At 70.2% G+C, this 21,035-nt stretch carries 16 protein-coding genes and 1 pseudogene; 6 read left to right on the plus strand and 11 right to left on the minus strand.

Annotation, left to right across the window (positions count from 1 at the left end; all coding sequences use genetic code 11):
- Positions 1-163 precede the first annotated feature (163 nt).
- A complete protein-coding gene (gene lysS, locus ACFQ7F_RS37090; RefSeq protein ID WP_383280788.1) occupies positions 164-1,912 on the minus strand; it encodes a lysine--tRNA ligase in 1,749 nt (582 codons plus the stop codon).
- A 177-nt stretch (positions 1,913-2,089) separates the two neighbouring features.
- Here lysS and argS point away from each other — a divergent pair, with 177 nt between their 5' ends.
- Positions 2,090-3,868, plus strand: a complete 1,779-nt coding sequence (gene argS, locus ACFQ7F_RS37095) for an arginine--tRNA ligase (RefSeq protein WP_383280791.1) — start codon at positions 2,090-2,092, stop codon at positions 3,866-3,868.
- Positions 3,869-3,874: 6 nt separating this feature from the next.
- On the opposite strand, the gene ACFQ7F_RS37100 is transcribed toward argS, so the two are convergent.
- Positions 3,875-5,143, minus strand: a complete 1,269-nt coding sequence (locus tag ACFQ7F_RS37100) for a PLP-dependent aminotransferase family protein (RefSeq protein WP_383280794.1) — start codon at positions 5,141-5,143, stop codon at positions 3,875-3,877.
- Between the two features lie 108 nt (positions 5,144-5,251).
- Positions 5,252-6,667 carry a helix-turn-helix domain-containing protein gene (locus tag ACFQ7F_RS37105; protein ID WP_383280797.1) on the minus strand — a complete coding sequence of 472 codons (1,416 nt, stop codon included), beginning with the start codon at positions 6,665-6,667 and terminating at the stop codon, positions 5,252-5,254.
- Between the two features lie 193 nt (positions 6,668-6,860).
- Here ACFQ7F_RS37105 and ACFQ7F_RS37110 point away from each other — a divergent pair, with 193 nt between their 5' ends.
- Complete coding sequence (locus tag ACFQ7F_RS37110) at positions 6,861-7,391, plus strand: DUF4232 domain-containing protein (RefSeq protein ID WP_383280800.1); 531 nt, start codon at positions 6,861-6,863, stop codon at positions 7,389-7,391.
- Positions 7,392-7,522: 131 nt separating this feature from the next.
- Here ACFQ7F_RS37110 and ACFQ7F_RS37115 read toward each other — a convergent pair whose 3' ends face one another.
- Complete coding sequence (locus ACFQ7F_RS37115; protein WP_383280803.1) at positions 7,523-8,185, minus strand: DUF4232 domain-containing protein; 663 nt, start codon at positions 8,183-8,185, stop codon at positions 7,523-7,525.
- A 387-nt stretch (positions 8,186-8,572) separates the two neighbouring features.
- On the opposite strand from ACFQ7F_RS37115, the pseudogene ACFQ7F_RS37120 reads away from it, so the two are divergent.
- A pseudogene (locus ACFQ7F_RS37120) lies at positions 8,573-9,196 on the plus strand (NAD(P)-dependent oxidoreductase); the annotation flags it as partial.
- Between the two features lie 207 nt (positions 9,197-9,403).
- Here the strand turns inward: ACFQ7F_RS37120 and ACFQ7F_RS37125 are convergent.
- The 7 genes from ACFQ7F_RS37125 to ACFQ7F_RS37155 form a co-directional block, all read right to left on the minus strand.
- On the minus strand, positions 9,404-10,381 hold the full coding sequence (locus ACFQ7F_RS37125; RefSeq protein WP_383280806.1) for a zinc-binding dehydrogenase: 978 nt from the start codon (positions 10,379-10,381) through the stop codon (positions 9,404-9,406).
- A 107-nt stretch (positions 10,382-10,488) separates the two neighbouring features.
- Positions 10,489-11,478 (minus strand): porphobilinogen synthase, encoded by a 990-nt coding sequence (gene hemB, locus ACFQ7F_RS37130; protein WP_383280808.1) that lies wholly within the window; start codon positions 11,476-11,478, stop codon positions 10,489-10,491.
- 147 nt (positions 11,479-11,625) lie between these two features.
- Positions 11,626-13,284, minus strand: coding sequence for a uroporphyrinogen-III synthase (locus tag ACFQ7F_RS37135; RefSeq protein ID WP_383280811.1), 1,659 nt, complete (start codon positions 13,282-13,284; stop codon positions 11,626-11,628).
- On the minus strand, positions 13,281-14,240 hold the full coding sequence (hemC, locus tag ACFQ7F_RS37140; protein WP_383280814.1) for a hydroxymethylbilane synthase: 960 nt from the start codon (positions 14,238-14,240) through the stop codon (positions 13,281-13,283). Before hemC ends, ACFQ7F_RS37135 begins: the two co-directional genes overlap by 4 nt.
- Positions 14,237-15,979: a glutamyl-tRNA reductase gene (locus tag ACFQ7F_RS37145; RefSeq protein ID WP_383280816.1), complete on the minus strand. Its 1,743-nt coding sequence runs from the start codon at positions 15,977-15,979 to the stop codon at positions 14,237-14,239. The genes hemC and ACFQ7F_RS37145 overlap by 4 nt, the downstream gene beginning before the upstream one ends.
- Positions 15,976-16,731: a redox-sensing transcriptional repressor Rex gene (locus ACFQ7F_RS37150; RefSeq protein ID WP_383280819.1), complete on the minus strand. Its 756-nt coding sequence runs from the start codon at positions 16,729-16,731 to the stop codon at positions 15,976-15,978. The genes ACFQ7F_RS37145 and ACFQ7F_RS37150 overlap by 4 nt, the downstream gene beginning before the upstream one ends.
- A gap of 304 nt (positions 16,732-17,035) precedes the next feature.
- Positions 17,036-17,314, minus strand: coding sequence for a glutaredoxin family protein (locus ACFQ7F_RS37155; protein ID WP_383280822.1), 279 nt, complete (start codon positions 17,312-17,314; stop codon positions 17,036-17,038).
- Between the two features lie 137 nt (positions 17,315-17,451).
- On the opposite strand from ACFQ7F_RS37155, the gene ACFQ7F_RS37160 reads away from it, so the two are divergent.
- The 3 genes from ACFQ7F_RS37160 (at position 17,452) to ACFQ7F_RS37170 (ending at position 21,000) form a co-directional block, all read left to right on the plus strand.
- The gene (locus ACFQ7F_RS37160; protein ID WP_383280825.1) at positions 17,452-18,402 is read left to right on the plus strand and encodes an HAD family hydrolase; all 951 of its coding nucleotides are present in this window, start codon (positions 17,452-17,454) and stop codon (positions 18,400-18,402) included.
- A gap of 301 nt (positions 18,403-18,703) precedes the next feature.
- Complete coding sequence (locus ACFQ7F_RS37165; protein WP_383280827.1) at positions 18,704-19,495, plus strand: ECF subfamily RNA polymerase sigma factor, BldN family; 792 nt, start codon at positions 18,704-18,706, stop codon at positions 19,493-19,495.
- Between the two features lie 266 nt (positions 19,496-19,761).
- Positions 19,762-21,000 (plus strand): DUF5667 domain-containing protein, encoded by a 1,239-nt coding sequence (locus tag ACFQ7F_RS37170; protein ID WP_383280830.1) that lies wholly within the window; start codon positions 19,762-19,764, stop codon positions 20,998-21,000.
- The last annotated feature ends 35 nt before the right edge of the window (positions 21,001-21,035 follow it).

Below are 21,035 nucleotides of genomic sequence, written 5' to 3' on the forward strand. Positions count from 1 at the left end.
TTCGGGGGGGGGGGGGGTTAAAACCCCCGCCGCGAAGCGGCGGTTCAGTCCGCGGCACGCAAAGACAGACGGCCCCGAAGCCACCGGCCCGGCCCCCGGCCCGCCCCGGCACGCGAAGGGGCGCCGTCCAAGCAATTGGACGGCGCCCCTATCTGCGTAACCGCTACGCGCCCAACAGCTTGCGCACCCGCTCCGCGCCCACGGCGAGCAACAGCGTGGGCAGTCGCGGACCCGTCTCCCGGGTCACGAGGAGGCGGTACAGGAGCGCGAAGAACGAACGCTGGGCGACCTTGATCTCCGGAGGGAGTTCCTTCGCCGTCGCGTCCGGGGAGAACCCGGCCTGCACCTTCGGCACCCCGTACACCAGGTGCGTAAGGCCGTCGAGGGACCAGTGCGAGTCCAGGCCCTCCAGAAGCAGCCGCAGCGACTCACGCCCCTCGTCGTCCAAGGACGAGAGCAGCTCCACGTCCGGCTCAGCCCGCACGATCGTGCGCGCGTCGGCCGGAACCTGGGTGGTGATCCAGTTCTCGGCACGGTCGAGCCGCGGCCTCGCCTCGTCGAGAGACGAGATCGGGTCCGACGGGTCCAGGTCGCGCAAGATCCGCAGGGTCTGGTCCTCCGCGCCCGCAGTCACGTCCACGACGGACGCCAGCGTCCGGTACGGCAGCGGACGCGGCGTCGAAGGCAGCTCACCCGCGGCCGTGCGCACCGCACGCGAGTGCGCGGCGGCGTCGGCGGGCAGCGCGGAGCCGTCCGCGACCTTCGCGTCCAGCTTGTCCCACTCGTCGTAGAGCCGCTGGATCTCCTGGTCGAAGGCGATCTTGAAGGACTGGTTCGGCTTGCGGCGCGCGTACAGCCAGCGAAGAAGCGGCGCCTCCATGATCTTCAGCGCGTCGGCCGGGGTCGGCACGCCGCCCTTGGAGGACGACATCTTCGCCATGCCCGAGATGCCGACGAAGGCGTACATGGGGCCGATCGGCTGCACGCCGTCGAAGATCTCGCGGACGATCTGCCCGCCGACCACGAAGGACGACCCGGGAGACGAGTGGTCCACGCCGCTCGGCTCGAAGATGACGCCCTCGAACGCCCAGCGCATGGGCCAGTCGACCTTCCAGACCAGCTTGCCGCGGTTGAACTCGCTCAGCCACACCGTCTCGGTGTGCCCGCAGTCCGCGCACACGTACGAAAGCTCGGTGCTCTCGTCGTCGTACGACGTGACCGTGGTCAGGTCCTTCTCGCACGCCCCGCAGTACGGCTTGTACGGGAAGTACCCGCTGCCGCCACCGCTGCCGTCGTCCTCGCTCGCGGCGCCGGACCCCTCGGCGGCCTCCAGCTCGGCCTCGTCGACCGGCTTCTGCGACTGCTTCGACTTCCCCGGGGCCTTCTTGGTCCGGTACTGGTCCAGGATCGCGTCGATGTCACCGCGGTGCTTCATCGCGTGCAGGACCTGCTCGCGGTAGACGCCCGCGTTGTACTGCGCGGTCTGGCTGATCCCGTCGTACTCCACGCCGAGCTCGTCGAGCGCCTCGGTCATGGCCGCCTTGAAGTGCTCGGCCCAGTTCGCGTACGCGGACCCGGCCGGGGCGGGCACGGAGGTGAGGGGCTTGCCGATGTGCTGGGCCCAGGACTCGTCGATGCCGGGGACGCCTGCCGGGACCTTGCGGTACCGGTCGTAGTCGTCCCAGGAGATCAGGTGCCTGACCTCGTACCCGCGCCGCCGGATCTCGTCCGCGACCAGGTGCGGGGTCATGACCTCGCGGAGGTTGCCCAGGTGGATGGGGCCCGAAGGGGAGAGCCCGGAGGCGACGACGACCGGTTTGCCCGGGGCACGACGCTCCGACTCGGAGATGACCTCGTCCGCATAGCGGGAGACCCAGTCGGTGGTATCGGTGCTCTGAGCCACGATCGGCACGCCTCTCTCTTCTTCTGATCTTCTTCTACGCGAGTACCGCTGGTCCTACGTGAGTACCGCTGGTACCGCTTGACGGACCCATTCTCCCAGCTCCACCCGTAACCGCGAAAACCGCTTTTCCTTGCATGGGATACTTGCCGGGTCTATCTGCACCTCGAGGAGAACGGCATCCACTCCATGGCCTCGGTCACGTCCCTCACCGCCTCCGTCCACCAGCGCCTCGCGGACGCCCTCTCGGCTGCCCTGCCGGAGGCCGGCACCGCCGACCCGCTGCTGCGACGTAGCGACCGGGCCGACTACCAGGCCAACGGGATCCTGGCCCTCGCCAAGAAGGCGAAGGCGAACCCGCGCGAGCTCGCGACGAAGGTCGTGGACGCCCTGCCCGCCGACGACGGCATGATCAAGGACGTCGAGGTCTCAGGACCCGGCTTCCTGAACGTGACGGTCACCGACAAGGCGATCACCGAGAACCTCGCCGCGCGCGCCGCCGACGGCGACCGGCTCGGCGTGCCGTTCGCGGAGAAGGCCGGCACGACGGTCGTCGACTGGGCCCAGCCGAACGTGGCCAAGGAGATGCACGTCGGCCACCTCCGGAACTCGGTCATCGGCAACTCCGTCGTCAAGATCCTGGAGTTCACCGGCGAGAAGGTGGTCAGCCGCCACCACATCGGCGACTGGGGCACCCAGTTCGGCATGCTCGTGCAGTACCTGATCGAGCACCCGGACGAGCTGGGCCACAAGGCCGCGGACGGCTCCGACGACACGGCGGCGGGCGAAGAGGCCATGTCCAGCCTCAACCGCGTCTACAAGGCGTCGAAGGTGCTCTTCGACTCCGACGAGGACTTCAAGACGCGCGCCCGGCGCCGGGTCGTGGACCTCCAGGCGGGCGACCCCGAGACCCTCGCCATCTGGCAGCGGTTCGTCGACGAGTCGAAGGTCTACTTCTACTCGGTCTTCAACAAGCTGGACGTGGAGATCCACGACGAGGACATCGTCGGCGAGTCCGGCTACAACGACATGCTGGCGGAGACCTGCCGCATGCTGGAGGAGTCCGGCGTCGCGGTCCGGTCGAACGGCGCGCTGTGCGTCTTCTTCGACGACGTGAAGGGCCCGGACGGCAACCCGTCCCCGCTGATCGTCCAGAAGTCCGACGGCGGCTTCGGGTACGCGGCGACCGACCTCTCCGCGATCCGCGACCGCGTCTTCAACATCAAGGCCGACACGCTCCTGTACGTGGTGGACGCGCGGCAGTCCCTGCACTTCAAGATGGTCTTCGAGACGGCTCGCAGGGCGGGCTGGCTGACGGACGGCGTCAAGGCGGTACAGCTCGGCTTCGGCACGGTCCTCGGCAAGGACGGCAAGCCGTTCAAGACGCGTGAGGGCGAGACCGTACGCCTGATCGACCTCCTCGACGAGGCGATCGAGCGGGCGTCGGCCATCGTGCGCGAGAAGGCCCAGGACCTCTCGGACGAGGAGATCGCCGAGCGCGGCGCCCAGGTGGGCATCGGCGCGGTGAAGTACGCGGACCTGTCGACGTCGGCGGTGCGCGACTACAAGTTCGACCTGGACCAGATGGTGTCGATGAACGGCGACACGTCGGTGTACCTCCAGTACGCGTACGCCCGTATCCAGTCGATCCTGCGCAAGGCGGGCGACGTACGGCCGCAGGCGCACCCGGAGCTCGAACTGGCCCCCGCCGAGCGGGCATTGGGCCTGCACGTCGACCAGTTCGCGGAGACGGTCGCCGAGGTCGCCGGGGAGTACGCACCGCACAAGCTGGCCGCGTACCTGTACCAACTGGCGTCGTTCTACACGACGTTCTACGACAAGTGCCCGGTCCTGAAGGCGGACACCCCGGCGCAGATCGAGAACCGTCTGTTCCTGTGCGACATCACGGCCCGCACTCTGCACCAGGGAATGGCCCTGCTCGGCATCAGGACCCCCGAGCGCCTCTGAGCCCCGTCAGCCGCCCAGCGCGGCTCCGAGCCTCCGCAGTCCCTCGGCGATCTCGTCGGGGGACTGCGTCACGAAGCACATCCGCAGGGTGGCGGAGTCGGGCTCCCCGGCGTAGAACGGGGCCCCGGGCACGTACGCCACGTCATGCCTGACGACCTCGGGCAGCAAGGCCCCGGTGTCGTACCCCGCGGGCAGCGTCGCCCAGACGAACATGCCGCCTTCCGGCCGGACCCAGGAAGAGCCGTGCGGCAACGCGTCAGCGAGGCCCAGAAGCATCGCGTCACGCCGCTCGCGATACGCCCCCGCGACACGGGCCACGTGCGCGTCCAGGTCGTTGTCCGCCAAGTACCGTGCCGCGGCAAGCTGGTTGACGGTGGGCGTGTGCAGATCCGCCGCCTGCTTGGCCACCGCACACGCCCGCAGCAGCGCCGCGGGCCCCCGCAGCCAGCCGAGCCGCAGGCCCGGCGCCATCACCTTCGAGAAGCTGCCCAGGAGGACGGTGCGGTCCTCTGCCCCCGGGTACGTCGCGATCCACGGCACCCGCCCGCCCTCGAACCGCAGCTCCCCGTACGGGTCGTCCTCGACGATCCACAGTCCGCGCCGCGCAGCCACGGCGGCGATCTCCGCACGCCGATCGGCGGGCAGCGTGCGGCCGGTCGGGTTCTGGAAGGTGGGGACGGTGTAGAGCAGCTTCGGCCGGTGCGCGGCGACGAGTTCGTCGAGCGCGGCCGGGTCGATGCCCGCCTCGTCGCACGGCACGGGCACCACGTGGGCGCCCGCGAAGGCGAAGGCCTGAAGCGCGGCCAGGTAGCAGGGGTCCTCGACGAGGACGGTGTCCCCGGGCTCGACGAGCGCCGTCGCGAGCAGCGAGAGCGCCTGCTGCGAGCCCGTGGTGACGAGCACGTCGTCCGCGTCGGTGGGCAGCCCGCGCACCGCTGTCCTGGCGGCGATCGCGGCACGGAGAGCGGGCTCGCCCTCCGTCGTGGAGTACTGCAGCGCCGTGCCGGGCGTCGCCGTCAGGACCGCCTGGAACGCGGCGGCGACCCCCGCCGCGTCGAACAGCTCGGGCGCCGGAAGCCCGCCCGCGAAGTTGATGACCTCGGGGCGCGCGGTGACCGCGAGGATCTCCCGTACGGGTGAGCCCCCGACGGCGGCGGCACGGGCCGCCAACGCGGGGACGGGGGCCGGGCCTTGGGCCTGGTCTCCGCCCTGGCCCGCGGGGACGGGGACGGGAACGGGGGCGGGGGCAGGAACGGGGGCGTCGGTGACGGTCATCTGCGGCTCCTTTGCTTCCCGGCAGCGTAAGGACCTGCGTGCCGCTTACACGCACCATTCCGGAATACGGACTGGACCGAGCACCGCACCCGCCCTGATGCCGCGCCCCTACGCCGGTGGGTCCGGCACGTTGTCGTTCTCGCGATTCGTCTTGGTCCACTTCTTGCTGTTGAGCGAGAACGCGTAGACGGAACGGCCCTTGTCGCCGCTCGTGGCGAACGGCTTGCCCGTGTCGTCGATGCGCACCGTGCCGTGCCGGCCGCCGCTGGACCACTCCAGCTCCAAGTACCAGCGCACGTAGCGGGTGTTGGCGGTCGCGTTGATGTAGAACGCCTCGGGGTCGCTCGCGCTCACCGTGTAGGGGAAGCCGCTGTCCCCTTCCAGCGGAGCCGGGCGCGGCACCGACGCGTCCAGGTTGACGGCGAAGGAGTGCCGGGGCACGTTGCCGCCGCAGCCGACGCCGAGGTACCCCATCTTGTAGTTGTTCCACGCGAGCGGCGCGCTGGTCGTGGCGACGCGGACGTGCAGGGACTCCAGGACGACGGTGTCCTTGCCCGTGCCCTGGACGGTCAGCTTCACGGTCTGGTCCCGGGCGGAGACCGCGCCGTTCGCGGACACCCAGCCGGGGGCGTCCTGCTCGTTGGGGGGCGGGGAGAGGTCGCCGGGGGCCTTGTCGACGAGGTAGGGGTGGCCGCAGGGATCGTCCCAGTACTGGGCTTGCGTGGAGACGGTCATCGGGACACCGCCCTCGGCCCCACCCTTGCCGCCGCCCCCGGTGGCGGGAGCCCCGGTCTCACTCCCGGAGCCCTTGCCCCCGCCCTTGCCGTCCGGCTTCTCGGAGCCCGTCGCCTCCTTGCCCGCCTTGCCCTTCCCGGACTCCTTGCCTGACTCCTTGGCGGAGGGCGAAGGGGACTTGGCGCCGTCCGGGCCCTGCTTCCCGCCGTCGAAAGCACTCGGGGAGTCGGTGGCCACGCGGTCACGGTCGCCGCCGTGGTCGGCTGCCTGTACGGCGACGGCGGTGGCTCCGAGCGCGAGAACGACACCGGCGGCGACGAGCACACGCGCCCTGGGCAGCCGTCTCCCCTCGCGCCGCCCCGCCGTGGGGGCCCGGCCGATCACGATGCCGGGCGCCGCGGCGTCGGAGGCCGGGGCAGCCGATTCCCGGGAGGCCGGGACACCGGAGGCCGGGGCATCTGAGGCCGGGCCACCGGGGTCGGGGGCAGCCACGGCGTCGGGCGCGGCAGCAGGTGAGGACTCGCTCTCCTTGCGGTCACCTCTCGACGCGTCAGCCAGGATCCACCGCCGGTGGACCTCGACCATCTCCTCCCGCGAGGCCTTGCACACCCGGGCAAACCGCTCCAGCGGAGCGAACTGCGTCGGTACGGCCGAACCGCTCACATATCGGTGCAACGTCGAGGTCGACACATGCAACCGCTTGGCCAGCGCCCCGTAACTGAGCCCCGACCTCTCCTTCATCTCTCGCAGCAACTCCGCGAGATCGCCCGCCCCCACGCTCTCTCCCATCCCGTCCATCCGTTCCGAGGAACGGAGTTTCCGCAGATCACGGCCGTACGAACGTCCCAACGTCCCCAACTGCCGTGCCGCACTGGCCGCCGGGACAGAACCCCGCACAAGCTCTGGGCCATCCAAGCACGCCGCATCCGGGGGCCTTTGGGCGCGACTCACGTCTCCCCCGTCACACCGAAAGAGACCAGCCATGCGACTCACCATCAAAGCCGCTGCCGCCACTGCGGCCCTCACCGCCGCTCTCTCGCTCACCGCGCTCGGCAGCGCTGCCTCGGCCGCGACGCCCGCCGCCAAGTCGGCGCCGGTCACCTGCACCGCCGCCACCACCAAGGTGACCGTCGAGCAGGTGAGCAACCCCATCAACCACCTGCTCCTGAAGGCCAAGAACACGGGCACGAAGACGTGTTACGCGTACGGCGCACCGTACCTCCGCTTCGACGACGCGCAGGCCGCCACGGTGTGGCTTGAGGACAGCGTGCCGCAGGCGGTCGTCACGCTGGAGCCGGGCCAGAGCGCGTACGCGGGCATCGCCACGTCGTCGCCGGAGGGCTCGAACGGCTACCAGGCCGACAAGCTGGGCGTCCTCTTCTCCAACCGCGGGATGAACGGCGGCGCGGGCGGCACGGCGGCGGCCAAGCTGCCGGCGGGCGGCGTGTACGTGGACGACTCGGCGTTCGTCACGTACTGGCAGTCGTCGGCGTCGGACGCGCTGATGTGGTGAGCACTGCCCGCTGACAGCGAGGCCGGGGCCCCCGGGAACCCCAGGAGCCCCGGGAACGACAAACGCCCCCGGCCTCGTGCGGGGGCACAACGAGGCCGGGGGCAGCTCCAGGACGTCAGGTCAGGGGCGGGTCAGCTCGACTCGCCCTGGCCCGCGCTGCCGATCGGGCCGACCTTGACCGGGGATCCGGCGCCGTCGGTGACGGGCAGGGTCTTGGCCCCCGGCCATTCGAGGGTGACGGACTTCGTGTCGTCCGGCGGGGTCACCACCAGGCTCGTGACGCTGACGCCGGAGCCGCCCGAGTCGTTCATGGGGTAGTTGACGCCGAAGGACACCGATTCCCCGTCCTTGAGGGTGCCCGGGGTGGGCTGCTCACCGGTGCGCTCGGCGGACAGATCGCCCTCGCTGGTCTTCAGGTCGACGCCCGCGTACCCGGAGATCGCGCACTCCTCGCCGCTGCCGTTCGTCAGCGTCACCGCGACGGTGCCGTCGTTGTCGCCGTCGATGGTGCTGTCCTGCGCCGTGATGTCCAGGTCGTCGGCGCGGCACTTTCCGAGCTTGCTGCCCTCGTCGGAACCGGCCCCGGCGGACGTGCCCTGCCCACCGGAGTCCTTCCCGCCGGATTCCTCGCCGCCGCCCTGCTCCGAACCGCCCGACGACGACTCGGACGCGGCCGAGGACGCGGAGTCCCTCACCCCCGTGCCGTCGTCCTCGTTGCACGCGGTGAGCGTGAGCGCGGCGACGAGGGAGATACCGGCGAGGATCGAACGGGTTGTGGTGCGCGTGAACTTCATAAGAGTGGAGCCCCCGAGAATCAGGAAAGAGCGTGGTTCGAACGGCGTGCCGCTGCGGCACGGCCAAGAGCGAAACAGCCCCGGTCCGACCGGCACAAGGAACCTCGGCCGATCTGGAATGCTGGAATGCTTCCACCCAACTGACCTGCGGAAATACCGCCACCCTGGAACGTCGCCCTGGAACGCCGGAACCCCCGCCTCCCCGGCGCCTCCCACCGGCCTCCCACCAACCTCCCGGTAAGTACGCACAAAAAAGTGGGTACTTGTCCGCTTCCCCGTGCACGGCAAGGATCGAAGGCGTTCCCACCACACGCCTCCGATCGGAGTCCCACAACCATGCCCGCACAGCCCGCACAGTCCCCCGTAACTGTCCTCGGTCTCGGCCTCATGGGCAGCGCGCTCGCCTCCGCGCTCCTCAAGGCGGGCCACCCCACCACCGTGTGGAACCGCACCGCCGCCAAGACGGGCCCCCTGGCCGCCCAGGGCGCGACCCCGGCGGACACCGCGAGAGACGCCGTCACGGCGAGCCCGCTCACCGTCGTCTGCCTCACCACCAACGAGAGCGTCCGCGCCCTGCTCACCCCGGAGGCGGAGGCCCTCGCGGGCCGCACGCTCGTGAACCTCACGAACGGATCGCCCTCCCAGGCCAGGGAGCTTGCCGACTGGGCGGCAGCCCACGGCATCACGTACATCGACGGCGGAATCATGGCCGTGCCCCAGATGATCGCGACCCCCGGCGCGTACATCCTCTACAGCGGCACCGACGAAGCCGCCTTCGAGACGCACCGCCCCACGCTGCGGGCGCTGGCCGACACCAAGTGGGTCGGCAAGGACCCCGGCCTCGCCGCGCTGTACGACCTCTCCCTGCTGTCCGGCATGTACGGGATGGCGCTGGGCGTCGCCCAGGCGTACGCGCTGATCGGCAGCGAGGGCATCCCGGCCCGGGAGTTCGCGCCGCTGCTCAAGGAGTTCGTCGTCGCGATGACGAACGGAATCGTGCCGGGAACGGCCGAGGCGATCGACACCGACCAGCACTTCACCGACGTGTCCAACCTCGCCATGAACCGCGAGGCGTTCCCCAACTTCCCTTCAGGCGTACGCCGAACAAGGCCTGCGGACCGAGCCGTTCGAGCCCTTCCAAGGACTCCTCGACCGCGCGGTGGAGGAGGGCTACGGAGCCGACGGCCTCTCCCGCCTGGTGACCCTGCTCAAGCAGAGCTAAGGCACAAGCACGACCTTCCCCGTGGTCTCGCGCCGCTCCATCGCCGCATGGGCTTGAGCCGCCCGAGCCAGCGGGAACGTCTGCACCGAGGGCACCAACTCCCCCTTGGCGGCGGCCTCCAGAGCCCGCCGCTCGTGCTCGGGCCCCTCCTCAGGCCGTTCGATCAGCCGCAGCAGGGCGTTGGTGACGGTGATCCCCCGCTCCTCCACCACACCCGCGTCCGGTTCGAACCCTTCCTGCGAGGACCAGCCGATGACCACATAACGCCCGCCCTCACCGATGAGCCCGAACGCGGCGGCGGACTTCTCGCCGCCCACCCCGTCGAGTACGACCGTCACCTGCCGCCCGCCGAGCCGCTCACGCACGACGTCCGCCCAGCCGGGCTCGTTGTAGTCGACGGCGAGATCGGCGTCGAGTTCCCAGACGTCCTCGACCTTGGCGGCCCCACCGGCGGCTCCGATCACGACCGCCCCGAGTGCACGGGCGTACTGCACCACGAGCCGCCCGACACCACCGGCGGCGGACGTCACCAACACCACGTCGTCGGAGGTGAGTCGAGCGGCGTCCAGGAGCCCCATGGCCGTCGCCCCGGTCATCACCATGGCCGCCGCCGCCTCGAACCCGAGCCCGTCCGGCACCTCGTGCAACTGCGCGACCTCGGTCACCGCCAGCTCGGCGTACCCGCCGGGTGCGCTGCGCGGGGTCACGACGGCCCGCCCCAGCCACGCGGGATCCACGCCGGGCCCCACCGCGTCGACGACCCCGGCGACCTCACCGCCGAAGACGGAGGGCAGCTCGGGCAGCGGCGGCGCCATGTCACTCCCCGCACCCCGCCGCATGACGGTCTCGACGAAGTGAACTCCCGCCGCCCGCACGGCGATCCGCACCTGGCCCGGCCCCGCGACGGGGTCGGGCCAGGTCTCGTACGTCAGGTTCTCGGCGGGGCCGAACTCGTGCAGGACGACAGCGTGCATGGCGTGCTCCTCAGAACATCGAGACGTCGGAACGTCGGAACGTCGATGCACACCACCCTGCAACCTCAAGCAAACTTGAGGTCAAACCAGCAGCCCGGGGAGGACTCTCAGAGCTGCCGCGCCACCTCAGTCGCCCAGTACGTGAGGATCATGTTCGCGCCCGCACGCTTGATGCCGGTGAGCGACTCCATGATCGCCCGGTCACGGTCGATCCAGCCGCGCTCGGCGGCGGCCTCGATCATCGAGTACTCACCGGAGATCTGGTACGCGGCGACCGGCACGTCGACGGCGTCGGCGACCCGCGCGAGGATGTCGAGGTAGGGCCCCGCGGGCTTCACCATCACCATGTCGGCGCCCTCTTCGAGGTCGAGCGCCAGCTCCCGCAGGGACTCACGGGTGTTGGCCGGGTCCTGCTGGTAGGTCTTGCGGTCGCCCTTCAGGGACGAACCGACGGCCTCGCGGAAGGGGCCGTAGAAGGCGGAGGAGTACTTGGCGGTGTAGGCGAGCACGGAGACGTCCTCGTGCCTTGCCTGGTCCAACGCGTCCCGGATGACGCCGACCTGACCGTCCATCATGCCGCTCGGAGCCACCACATGGGCGCCCGCGTCGGCCTGGACCTGCGCCATCTCCGCGTACCGCTCCAGGGTGGCGTCGTTGTCGACGCGCCCTTCGGAGTCCAGGACACCGCAGTGGCCGTGGTCGGTGAACTCGTCGAGGCACAGGTCGGACATGACGATGAGGCCGTCGCCCACCTCGGCGCGCACATCGCGCAGGGCGACCTGGAGAATCCCGTCCGGATCGGTGCCGACGGTCCCGGCGGCGTCCTTCTTCTCCTCCTCCGGCACCCCGAAGAGCATGATCCCGGAGACCCCGGCCTCCATCGCCTCGACGGCGGCCTTCTTCAGGCTGTCGCGGGTGTGCTGGACGACGCCCGGCATGGCGCCGATCTCCACCGGGGCACTGATTCCCTCGCGCACGAACGCGGGCAGGATCAGGTCGGCCGGATGCAGCCGCGTCTGGGCGACCATGCGCCGCATGGCGGGCGTGGTCCGCAGCCGGCGGGGCCGCGCCCCGGGGAACGATCCGTACGTGGTCACTGTCTCTCTCACCTCACGAAAAGACTCCGGCCCCGGCTGAGGATCTCAGCCGGGGCCAGGGAAATGATCTAGCCCGTCCGGCGTTTGAGGACGAACTCGGCGAAGCCGGTGATTTACGGTACGCCGCATTCCGTCCGCCGCCGGAGGCTACGGTGCCGCACGCCTCCTGCGGGACCCCGGCCGACGCTCGCTCGGCCTGGTGACGGGGTCCCCCGCCTCCAGGGCGGAGAGTCTGCGCCGCGTACCGAACTCGGCCAACGCCTCGGCCAGCTTGTGGACGGAAGGCTCCGGAGCCATCACGTCCACCCGGAGCCCGTGCTCCTCCGCCGTCTTGGCGGTGGCGGGACCGATACACGCGATGACGGTCACGTTGTGCGGCTTACCGGCGATGCCGACGAGGTTCCGCACGGTCGAAGAGGACGTGAAGAGCACGGCGTCGAAACCGCCGCCCTTGATCGCCTCACGCGTGTCCGCCGGGGGCGGCGACGCGCGCACCGTCCGGTAGGCGGTGACGTCGTCGACCTCCCACCCGAGATCGATGAGCCCGGCGACCAGCGTCTCCGTGGCGATGTCGGCCCGCGGCAGGAAGACGCGGTCGATCGGGTCGAAGACCGGGTCGTACGGCGGCCAGTCCTCCAGGAGACCCGCGGCCGACTGCTCACCACTGGGCACCAGGTCGGGCTTCACGCCGAAGGCCACCAGCGCCGCGGCGGTCTGCTCGCCCACCGCCGCGACCTTGATCCCGGCGAAGGCACGGGCGTCGAGCCCGTACTCCTCGAACTTCTCGCGCACGGCCTTGACGGCGTTGACGCTGGTGAAGGCGATCCACTCGTAGCGACCCGTGACGAGGCCCTTGACCGCGCGCTCCATCTGCTGGGGCGTGCGGGGCGGCTCCACGGCGATGGTCGGCACCTCGTGAGGCACCGCACCGTAGGAACTCAGCTGATCGGAGAGCGAGGCCGCCTGCTCCTTCGTACGCGGAACGAGCACCCGCCACCCGAAGAGCGGCTTCGACTCGAACCACGAGAGCTGGTCGCGCTGGGCTGCGGCGGACCGCTCGCCGACCACGGCTATGACGGGCTGGCCCCCATCGGGCGACGGGAGAACCTTCGCCTGCTTGAGGACCTGCGCGATCGTGCCGAGGGTCGCCGTCCACGTGCGCTGACGTGTCGTCGTACCGGCGACGGTCACCGTCATCGGGGTGTCCGGCTTGCGCCCGCACGACACCAGTTCACCGGCGGCAGCGGCCACGGAGTCCAGGGAGGTCGACACGACCAGAGTCCCGTCGGACGCCCCCACCTCGCTCCAGCAGCGGTCGGACGCGGTGCGCGCGTCGATGAAACGCACGTCCGTGCCATGGGCATCGCGCAGCGGAACACCCGCGTAGGCGGGTACACCGACCGCCGCCGCGATGCCGGGCACGACTTCGAAGGGAATGCCGTCGGCGGCGCAGGCGAGCATCTCCTCTGCGGCGTAGGTGTCGAGGCCGACGTCGCCGCTGACGGCACGTACGACCCGCTTGCCGCCCCGTGCCGCCTCCATGACAAGATTGGTGGCGGCTCGCAAAGCCGACGCTTCAGCGATCGCTGACGCGTCGTCAACTGTCCCTGGCCGAGGTGTGTCCACACCTCCCCTGGCATGCGCGCGTACGACGTCGAGCACATCAGGCTCGGCGATCAACACGTCTGCTCGGGCCAGCGCCTCTACGGCGCGCAGCGTTAGTAGTCCCGGATCTCCGGGTCCGGCACCCAGGAAGGTGACGTGCCCGTGTGCGGGAAGGCCGGCAAGGTTCGAGGTGGGGCTCAAAGTGCTCGCTCCCCCATCAGACCGGCCGCGCCCTTGGCAAGCATCTCGGCAGCGAGTTCACGGCCGAGCGCCAAGGCTTGGTCATGCGTCTCGGGCACGGGACCGGTGGTGGACAGCTGCACCAGCGTCGAGCCGTCGGTTGCCCCGACGACGCCGCGCAGGCGCATCTCCTTGACAATCTGCCCGTCGGCCAACAGGTCGGCCAGCGCTCCCACAGGTGCGCTGCAGCCGGCCTCCAGGGCGGCGAGCAGGGATCGCTCGGCGGTCACGGCGGCCCGGGTGTACGGGTCGTCGAGCTCGGCGAGCGCGGCGGTCAGTGACGCGTTGGACGCGGCACATTCGATCGCCAGTGCCCCCTGGCCGGGGGCGGGCAGAACTGTGTCGACCGACAGGAAGTCGGTCACCTCGTCGATCCTGCCGACGCGGTGAAGTCCGGCGGCGGCGAGCACGACGGCGTCGAGCTCACCCTTGTGCACGAATCCGATGCGGGTGTCGATGTTCCCGCGGATCGGCACGGTCTCTATGGCAAGCCCGTGGTTGCGGGCGTAGGCGTTGAGCTGCGCCATGCGGCGGGGCGAGCCCGTGCCGATGCGTGCGCCGCTCGGCAGCTCCGGGAAGGTCATCCCGTCGCGCGCGATGAGTACGTCGCGGGGGTCCTCGCGCAGCGGAACCGCGGCCAGGGCCAGGTCGTCCGGCTGCGCGGTCGGCAGATCCTTCAGCGAGTGCACGGCGAAGTCGACCTCACCGCCGAGCAGCGCGTCGCGCAGGGCGGTCACGAAGACGCCGGTGCCGCCGATCTGTGCCAGCTGCTCACGCGACGTATCGCCGTACGTCGTGATCTCCACGAGCTCTACGGGGCGGCCGGTCACGCGGCTCACTGTGTCGGCCACTTGCCCGGACTGGGCCATGGCCAGCTTGCTGCGCCGTGTCCCGAGCCTGAGTGCCCTCTCGGTCATGCCCGGCCTCGTTTCGGGTCTGTTTGCGGTGCGTTCTGATCGTTGGAGTCAGAGTCATTGAGCTTGTCGGCCCTGCTGACGGCGGCGACCGTCTGCGGGTCGAGGTCGAAGAGGGTGCGAAGCGCGTCCGCGTACCCGGCGCCGCCGGGCTCGCCCGCCAGCTGCTTGACCCGCACGGTGGGTGCGTGAAGCAGCTTGTCGACGACGCGGCGGACGGTCTGGGTGATCTCCGCGCGCTCCTTCTCCGGAAGTCCGGGGAGCCGTCCGTCGAGCCGCGCGATCTCGTTCGCGACGACGTCGGCGGCCATGGTGCGCAGGGCGACCACGGTCGGCGTGATGTGCGCTGCCCGCTGCGCGGCACCGAAGGCGGCGACCTCGTCGGAGACGAGTCCGCGGACCTGCTCCACGTCGTCGGCCATCGGGGCGTCCGCGGAGGCGTCGGCGAGCGACTCGATGTCGACGAGGCGTACGCCGTCGACGCGGTGCGCGGCGCCGTCGATGTCGCGGGGCATGGCCAGGTCGAGCAGTGCGAGCAGGACGTTTCCGGTCTCGACGAGCGAGGGCCTGCGACGGTTCTCGGGCATCCGCCCGCCGGTGGCCACGGCCGCGGCGAGGGCGGCGATGGTGTCGGCCTCGCTCTGCGGGTCGTCGCGGCGCACGGCGGGTGCGTTGTCCACCCAGGCCGCGTGCTGCTCAAGGGTCGCGGCGTCCATTCCGGCCACGGCGTCCTCGCCCATGACGGAGAACCCGACGCCGCGGGGTACGGCCGCTCCGTCGCCGGAGAGGCCGAGCGGACACTCCTCGTCGGTGCCTGCGGAGGTACCGGTGGCGCGCGGAGCGGTGGCGACCGCGGTCCCGCCGCCCGAGGCGCGGGGCGCCCCCACGGTGGCGGGCGCTCCGGCACGGTCCACGACCGCGGCCGCGACGGCCTCGGCGGTCAGGACGAGACCCGTGGCACCGGTGCAGGACACGGCGACATCTGCACGTGTCAGTTCGGTCGGGACCTGGTCCATCGGTACAGCGCGCGCGATGGTGCCGGTGCCGCCCTCGGACAAGATCTCGGCCAGGCGGTGCGCACGGTCGAGGGTGCGGTTGGCGACGACGACCTCGTGGACCCCGGCCCGCGCGAGCGTGGCCGCGGCGAGCGAGGACATGGATCCCGCGCCGATGACCAGGGCGCGCTTGCCCTTGGCCCAGGTCTCGACGGGTTCGCGTCCGGCGAGCTGTTCGAGGCCGAAGGTCACGAGCGACTGCCCGGCCCGGTCGATGCCGGTCTCCGAGTGCGCGCGCTTGCCGACCCGCAGGGCCTGCTGGAAGAGGTCGTTGAGGAGGCGCCCCGCGGTGTGCAGCTCCTGGGAGCGCGCGAGGGCGTCCTTGATCTGGCCGAGGATCTGCCCCTCGCCGACGACCATCGAGTCCAGGCCGCAGGCCACCGAGAACAGGTGGTGGACGGCTCGGTCCTCGTAGTGGACGTAGAGATAAGGGGTGAGCTCTTCCAGGCCCACACCGCTGTGCTGCGCGAGCAGGGTCGACAGCTCGGCGACGCCCGCGTGGAACTTGTCCACGTCGGCGTACAGCTCGATGCGGTTGCAGGTGGCGAGCACGGCCGCCTCAGCCGCGGGCTCGGCGGCGAGGGTGTCCTGCAGGAGCTTGGCCTGCGCGTCGGCGGCAAGGGCGGCCCGCTCGAGCACGCTCACCGGAGCGCTGCGGTGGCTCAGCCCTACGACGAGGAGACTCATGCCGGCATCACGGCGGGGACGTCCCCGTCGGGTCCTTTCCGCTGCTGCTTGGCGGCGACGGGCGGAGCGACCTCGTCGGCCGCCGCTTCCTCACCGGCCTTGCGCTGCTCGTGGAAGGCGAGGATCTGCAGCTCGATGGAGAGGTCCACCTTGCGTACGTCGACGCCGTCGGGCACGGAGAGAACGGTGGGCGCGAAGTTCAGGATCGAGGTCACACCGGCGGCGACGAGCCGCTCGCAGACCTGCTGGGCGGCGCCCGCCGGGGTCGAGATGACGCCGATGGAGACGCCGTTGTCGCTGATGATCTTCTCGAGGTCATCCGTGTGCTGCACCGGCATGCCCGCGACGGGCGTGCCCGCCATGGCCGGATCGGCGTCGATCAGCGCGGCGACGCGGAACCCGCGCGAGGCGAATCCGCCGTAATTGGCAAGGGCCGCACCGAGGTTACCGATACCGACGATCACCACGGGCCAGTCCTGGGTCAGGCCGAGCTCGCGTGAGATCTGGTAGACGAGGTACTCGACGTCGTAGCCGACACCGCGCGTCCCGTAGGAGCCGAGGTAGGAGAAGTCCTTGCGCAGCTTCGCGGAGTTGACCCCCGCGGCGGCCGCGAGCTCCTCGGAGGAGACCGTGGGCACCGAGCGCTCCGACAGTGCGGTGAGGGCTCGGAGGTACAGCGGAAGCCTGGCGACGGTGGCCTCGGGAATCCCTCGGCTGCGGGTCGCCGGTCGGTGAGTTCGGCCAGTTGCCACGGTGCTCCTGCGGGTAGAGCGGGGCTGCAGGCGGTCACACGTCCCCAGACCGCCCCGTCCAATGCAGGCTATGTCTTTGTGAACGCGTGCACAAAGATGGTGTCCGATTTGCCCGGCCAACGTGACCGGGGTCACGCGCCCCCGGCGCGCTTCCCTGGAACCGGCGCGCAGGCGGCGGCATTGCTCAGTTGAAGGGGGCAAAACCGCACACTCTCCTCACGATCATCGCCCCCGAGACCAAACCGCCCACGATCCTAAGGGACCATTCGGGCCACTTGGACTACTCAGTCAGTCTCGATTCGGACTACGGAGCGAGCTCGCGGCGCAGTCGATCTTCATCAACGCGCCAGAAGGTGTGCTGCTCACCGTCCACCAGAACCACCGGAATCTGTTCCCAGTAGGCGCGGTTGAGCTCTTCGTCCTGCGTGATGTCCTTCTTCTCCCAGGCGACCCCAAGATCGCCGCAGACCTTCTCGATCACCAGCTGTGCGTCATCGCACAGATGACAGCCGGGCTTACCGATCAAGGTGACCGTCCGGTCCTGGGGCTTCTTCTTCTCCGTACGGCGAAAAATCGGGCTCATGGCACCATTCTCGCCCCCTCGACGCGCCGCGCGGCCCGCCTGATCGCCCGCCTGTTTAACGGTGCGGTCGCGGAGAGTTCACAGCGTCGAATCCTGCCGACTCCGGAACGACCGAACGAACTAGCTATGCTCACGACATGGCCGCTCTCGGATGGCTCACACCCCGTAGGCGCTCCGCCACCGCGCGGAGCGTGTTGGCAGGCGAGGCCTCGGCTGAGGCAGCGCGCAAGTCCTCCCAGGAACTGGAGGCACTGGACGATCTGGCGGCTCAGGCCGCGCCCGATGAACCGGAGGAGCCCGAGTTCCCTGTCGTCGGCGACGACAAGGCCGCGGCCTTCTTCGACCTCGACAACACCGTGATGCAGGGCGCCGCGATCTTCCACTTCGGCCGCGGCCTCTACAAGCGGAAGTTCTTCGAGCGCCAGGAGCTGGCCCGATTCGCCTGGCAGCAGGCGTGGTTCAGGCTCGCCGGTGTCGAGGACCCCGAGCACATGCAGGACGCCCGCGACAGCGCCCTGTCCATCGTCAAGGGCCACCGGGTCGCCGAGCTGATGTCCATCGGCGAGGAGATCTACGACGAGTACATGGCCGAGCGCATCTGGCCGGGGACGCGCGCCCTGGCCCAGGCCCACCTCGACGCGGGCCAGAAGGTCTGGCTCGTCACGGCCGCCCCGGTGGAGACGGCGACGATCATCGCCCGCCGCCTCGGCCTGACCGGCGCGCTCGGCACGGTCGCCGAGTCCATGGGCGGCGTCTATACGGGAAAGCTCGTCGGCGAACCCCTGCACGGCCCGGCGAAGGCCGAGGCGGTCCGAGCGCTCGCCTCGGGTGAGGGCCTGGACCTGGCCCGCTGTGCGGCATACAGCGATTCGCACAACGACATCCCGATGCTTTCGCTCGTCGGGCATCCGTACGCGATCAATCCTGACGCCAAACTGCGCAAGCACGCACGGGAGCGGGACTGGCGCCTGCGGGACTACCGCACCGGCCGCAAGGCCGCCAAGGTCGGCATCCCGGCCGCGGCGGGCGTCGGCGCGCTCGCAGGCGGTACGGCCGCGGCCATCGCCCTGCACCGCCGCCGCCACTGAACATTCTCTCGGTCCTACCCCGCCCGGGCTCCCGCCAGTCACGTTGGTAGCACCCGACCACAACACGCCTCGCGCTTAGCCGGAATGTGAACCATTTCGATCAACAAACGATCACTGTCCGCTACTTGAACGGGCATCGACCGGCTACAGAAGCGACGTAATCGGTGATTTGAGCAACTGGGTGTAGTGCTGCCTGTACGAAGCGTTATTCTCCTCAGACGCATTACGGACCCCACACGTCGCTACGACGGGTGAACGGTTCCGCACTGCACGTGATGGAAGCTCTGCCTCTGGGAGTCCCGTGTACCCACACGTCGGGGTTGACGCCTCGGGCCTGGCTACGCTGCGCGCAACGGTCGCCGACCGCTTGCGCGGCTTCGTCCCCACCGCGTACGCCGGCCCCGCCGTCCCCGCATTTGCCGTCCCCACACCCGCCGGGCCCGTCTATGCCCTGGCGGACAGCGGCGCGGCGGTCAGCAGACGGGCTCGTTCCGCCTCTACCGCCACCTCAACCCCCACCCACCGCCGTCCCGCCGCGGACAGCGACAGCGCCCGCATGATGGACCTCGTCGAACGCGCCCAAGCGGGCGAGTCCGACGCCTTCGGCCGTCTCTACGACCAGTACAGCGACACGGTCTACCGCTACATCTACTACCGCGTCGGCGGCAAAGCGACCGCCGAAGACCTCACGAGCGAGACCTTTCTGCGCGCCCTGCGCCGCATCAGCACGTTCACCTGGCAGGGCCGCGACTTCGGCGCCTGGCTTGTCACGATCGCCCGCAATCTAGTCGCCGACCACTTCAAATCGAGCCGATTCCGTCTCGAAGTGACCACCGGCGAAATGCTCGACGCCAACGAGGTCGAGCGCAGCCCCGAGGACTCCGTCCTGGAGTCCCTCTCCAATGCCGCACTGCTCGATGCCGTGCGACGCCTCAACCCCCAGCAGCAGGAGTGCGTGACCCTGCGCTTCCTGCAAGGCCTCTCGGTCGCCGAGACCGCTCGGGTGATGGGCAAGAACGAGGGCGCGATCAAGACCCTCCAGTACCGCGCGGTCCGCACACTGGCCCGGCTCCTGCCGGACGACGCGCGCTAGCACCGCACACCGTCGATAGCCCTCTGTAGCCGTGCGGAGTGTTCAACTCACCCTCCGTGGCGGCCAGATGGCCGTCACGGAATTTGGGCGGTCCGATCATCCTCCGTCCGTAACCCAAGTGCCGCGACGCTCGTTGTGCGGGATGCAGGCTCCCTGTGGTCGCCGCTGAACACCTCCGCTCACTCGATCGTGTGGAAGTGCTCAGGTCGTGCAACCCTCAGGACCCCCTAGGGAGTCGATCGTCATGACGAGAGGAGGTGCCGCCAGTGATCGCGAACGTATCGGCACACCGGCGGGCGAACGCCTTCGCCCAGGACCTGGAGGAGCGATCCGACCAGGACCCGGCGGCCGAGCAGTCCGAAGGTTCCGTCACACCCGATTCCGGACCGTCCGAACAGACGGCCCCGGACCGGATGCTGACCCTCGCGACCGAACTCGGCGAGCTGCCGAAGCCGGAGCTGGATCCCGAGGTCAAAGTGGTCCAGCGGGCCCAGCTCGTAGCCGCCATGGAAGCCATGCTCCTTGAGGGCACGGCCGCGGGCGCTGGGAACATCGGCACCTCGGTGCCCGAACAGCGGTCCCGCAAGGGCGCCCATCGGGCCACGGGACTGCGCAAACTGAAGCCACGCTCCAGGCTGTCGAAGGGCATCGCCGCGGGCGGGCTCACCGTCGGCGTGGCCGCGGGGGCGTTCAGCGGAGTGGCCGCGGCCAGCTCCGACGCGCTGCCGGGCGATTCGCTGTACGGCCTGAAGCGCGGCATGGAGGACCTCAAGCTCGGCATGGCCGACGGCGAGAGCGACAAGGGCGGGATCTATCTCGACCACGCCTCGACACGCCTGAACGAAGCCCGTCGCCTGATGGAGCGGGGCCGCTCCGGCGACCTCGACCACGAATCCCTGGGCGAGATCAGGCGTGCGCTCTCCGGCATGCGGCACGACGCCACGGAGGGCCACCGCCTGCTGCACGAGGCGTACGAGCGGGACGGCTCGCTCGGTCCCATGCAGACCCTGTCCGCCTTCTCCGAGTCCCACCGCAGAAGCTGGCGCGACCTGCAGAGCAGGCTGCCCGTCCAGCTCGGCGACGTGGGCGAGCAGGTGAACTCGGTCTTCGACGCGATGGACCAGGAAGTGGAGCCCCTGCGCTCCCTGTTCCCCCGCACCCCGGACAAGAGCGACGCCCCCGGCCGTCCGAGCCAGGGCAGCTCCTCCGGCTCCTCGGCCCCGGACAGTCCCTCGGCCCCGGACTCATCGCCGCGGGACGGCTCCAGCGCCGACAAGGGCGAACCCCACCCGTCGGCACCGGACAAGGGCGAGAGCGACGGCTTGCTCGGCGGAAACACGGGCGGCCTCCTGGACCCCCCGAAGTCCGACACGACCCCGAGCAGCCCGTCGGACGGCGACGCCCCCGAAAAGGAGTCCCCGCCGACCAAGCCGGACGTCACGGTGCCCCCCATCCTTCCCGGCTTGCTGCCGGGCTTGGGGATCGACGAAGAGGACGCGAAGTAGCACACGAACGCCGGCCGGGCTGAATCCCTTCATGG

Origin of the sequence: Streptomyces sp. NPDC056486 (assembly GCF_042795295.1) — a bacterium.
Taxonomy (GTDB): Bacteria; Actinomycetota; Actinomycetes; order Streptomycetales; family Streptomycetaceae; genus Streptomyces.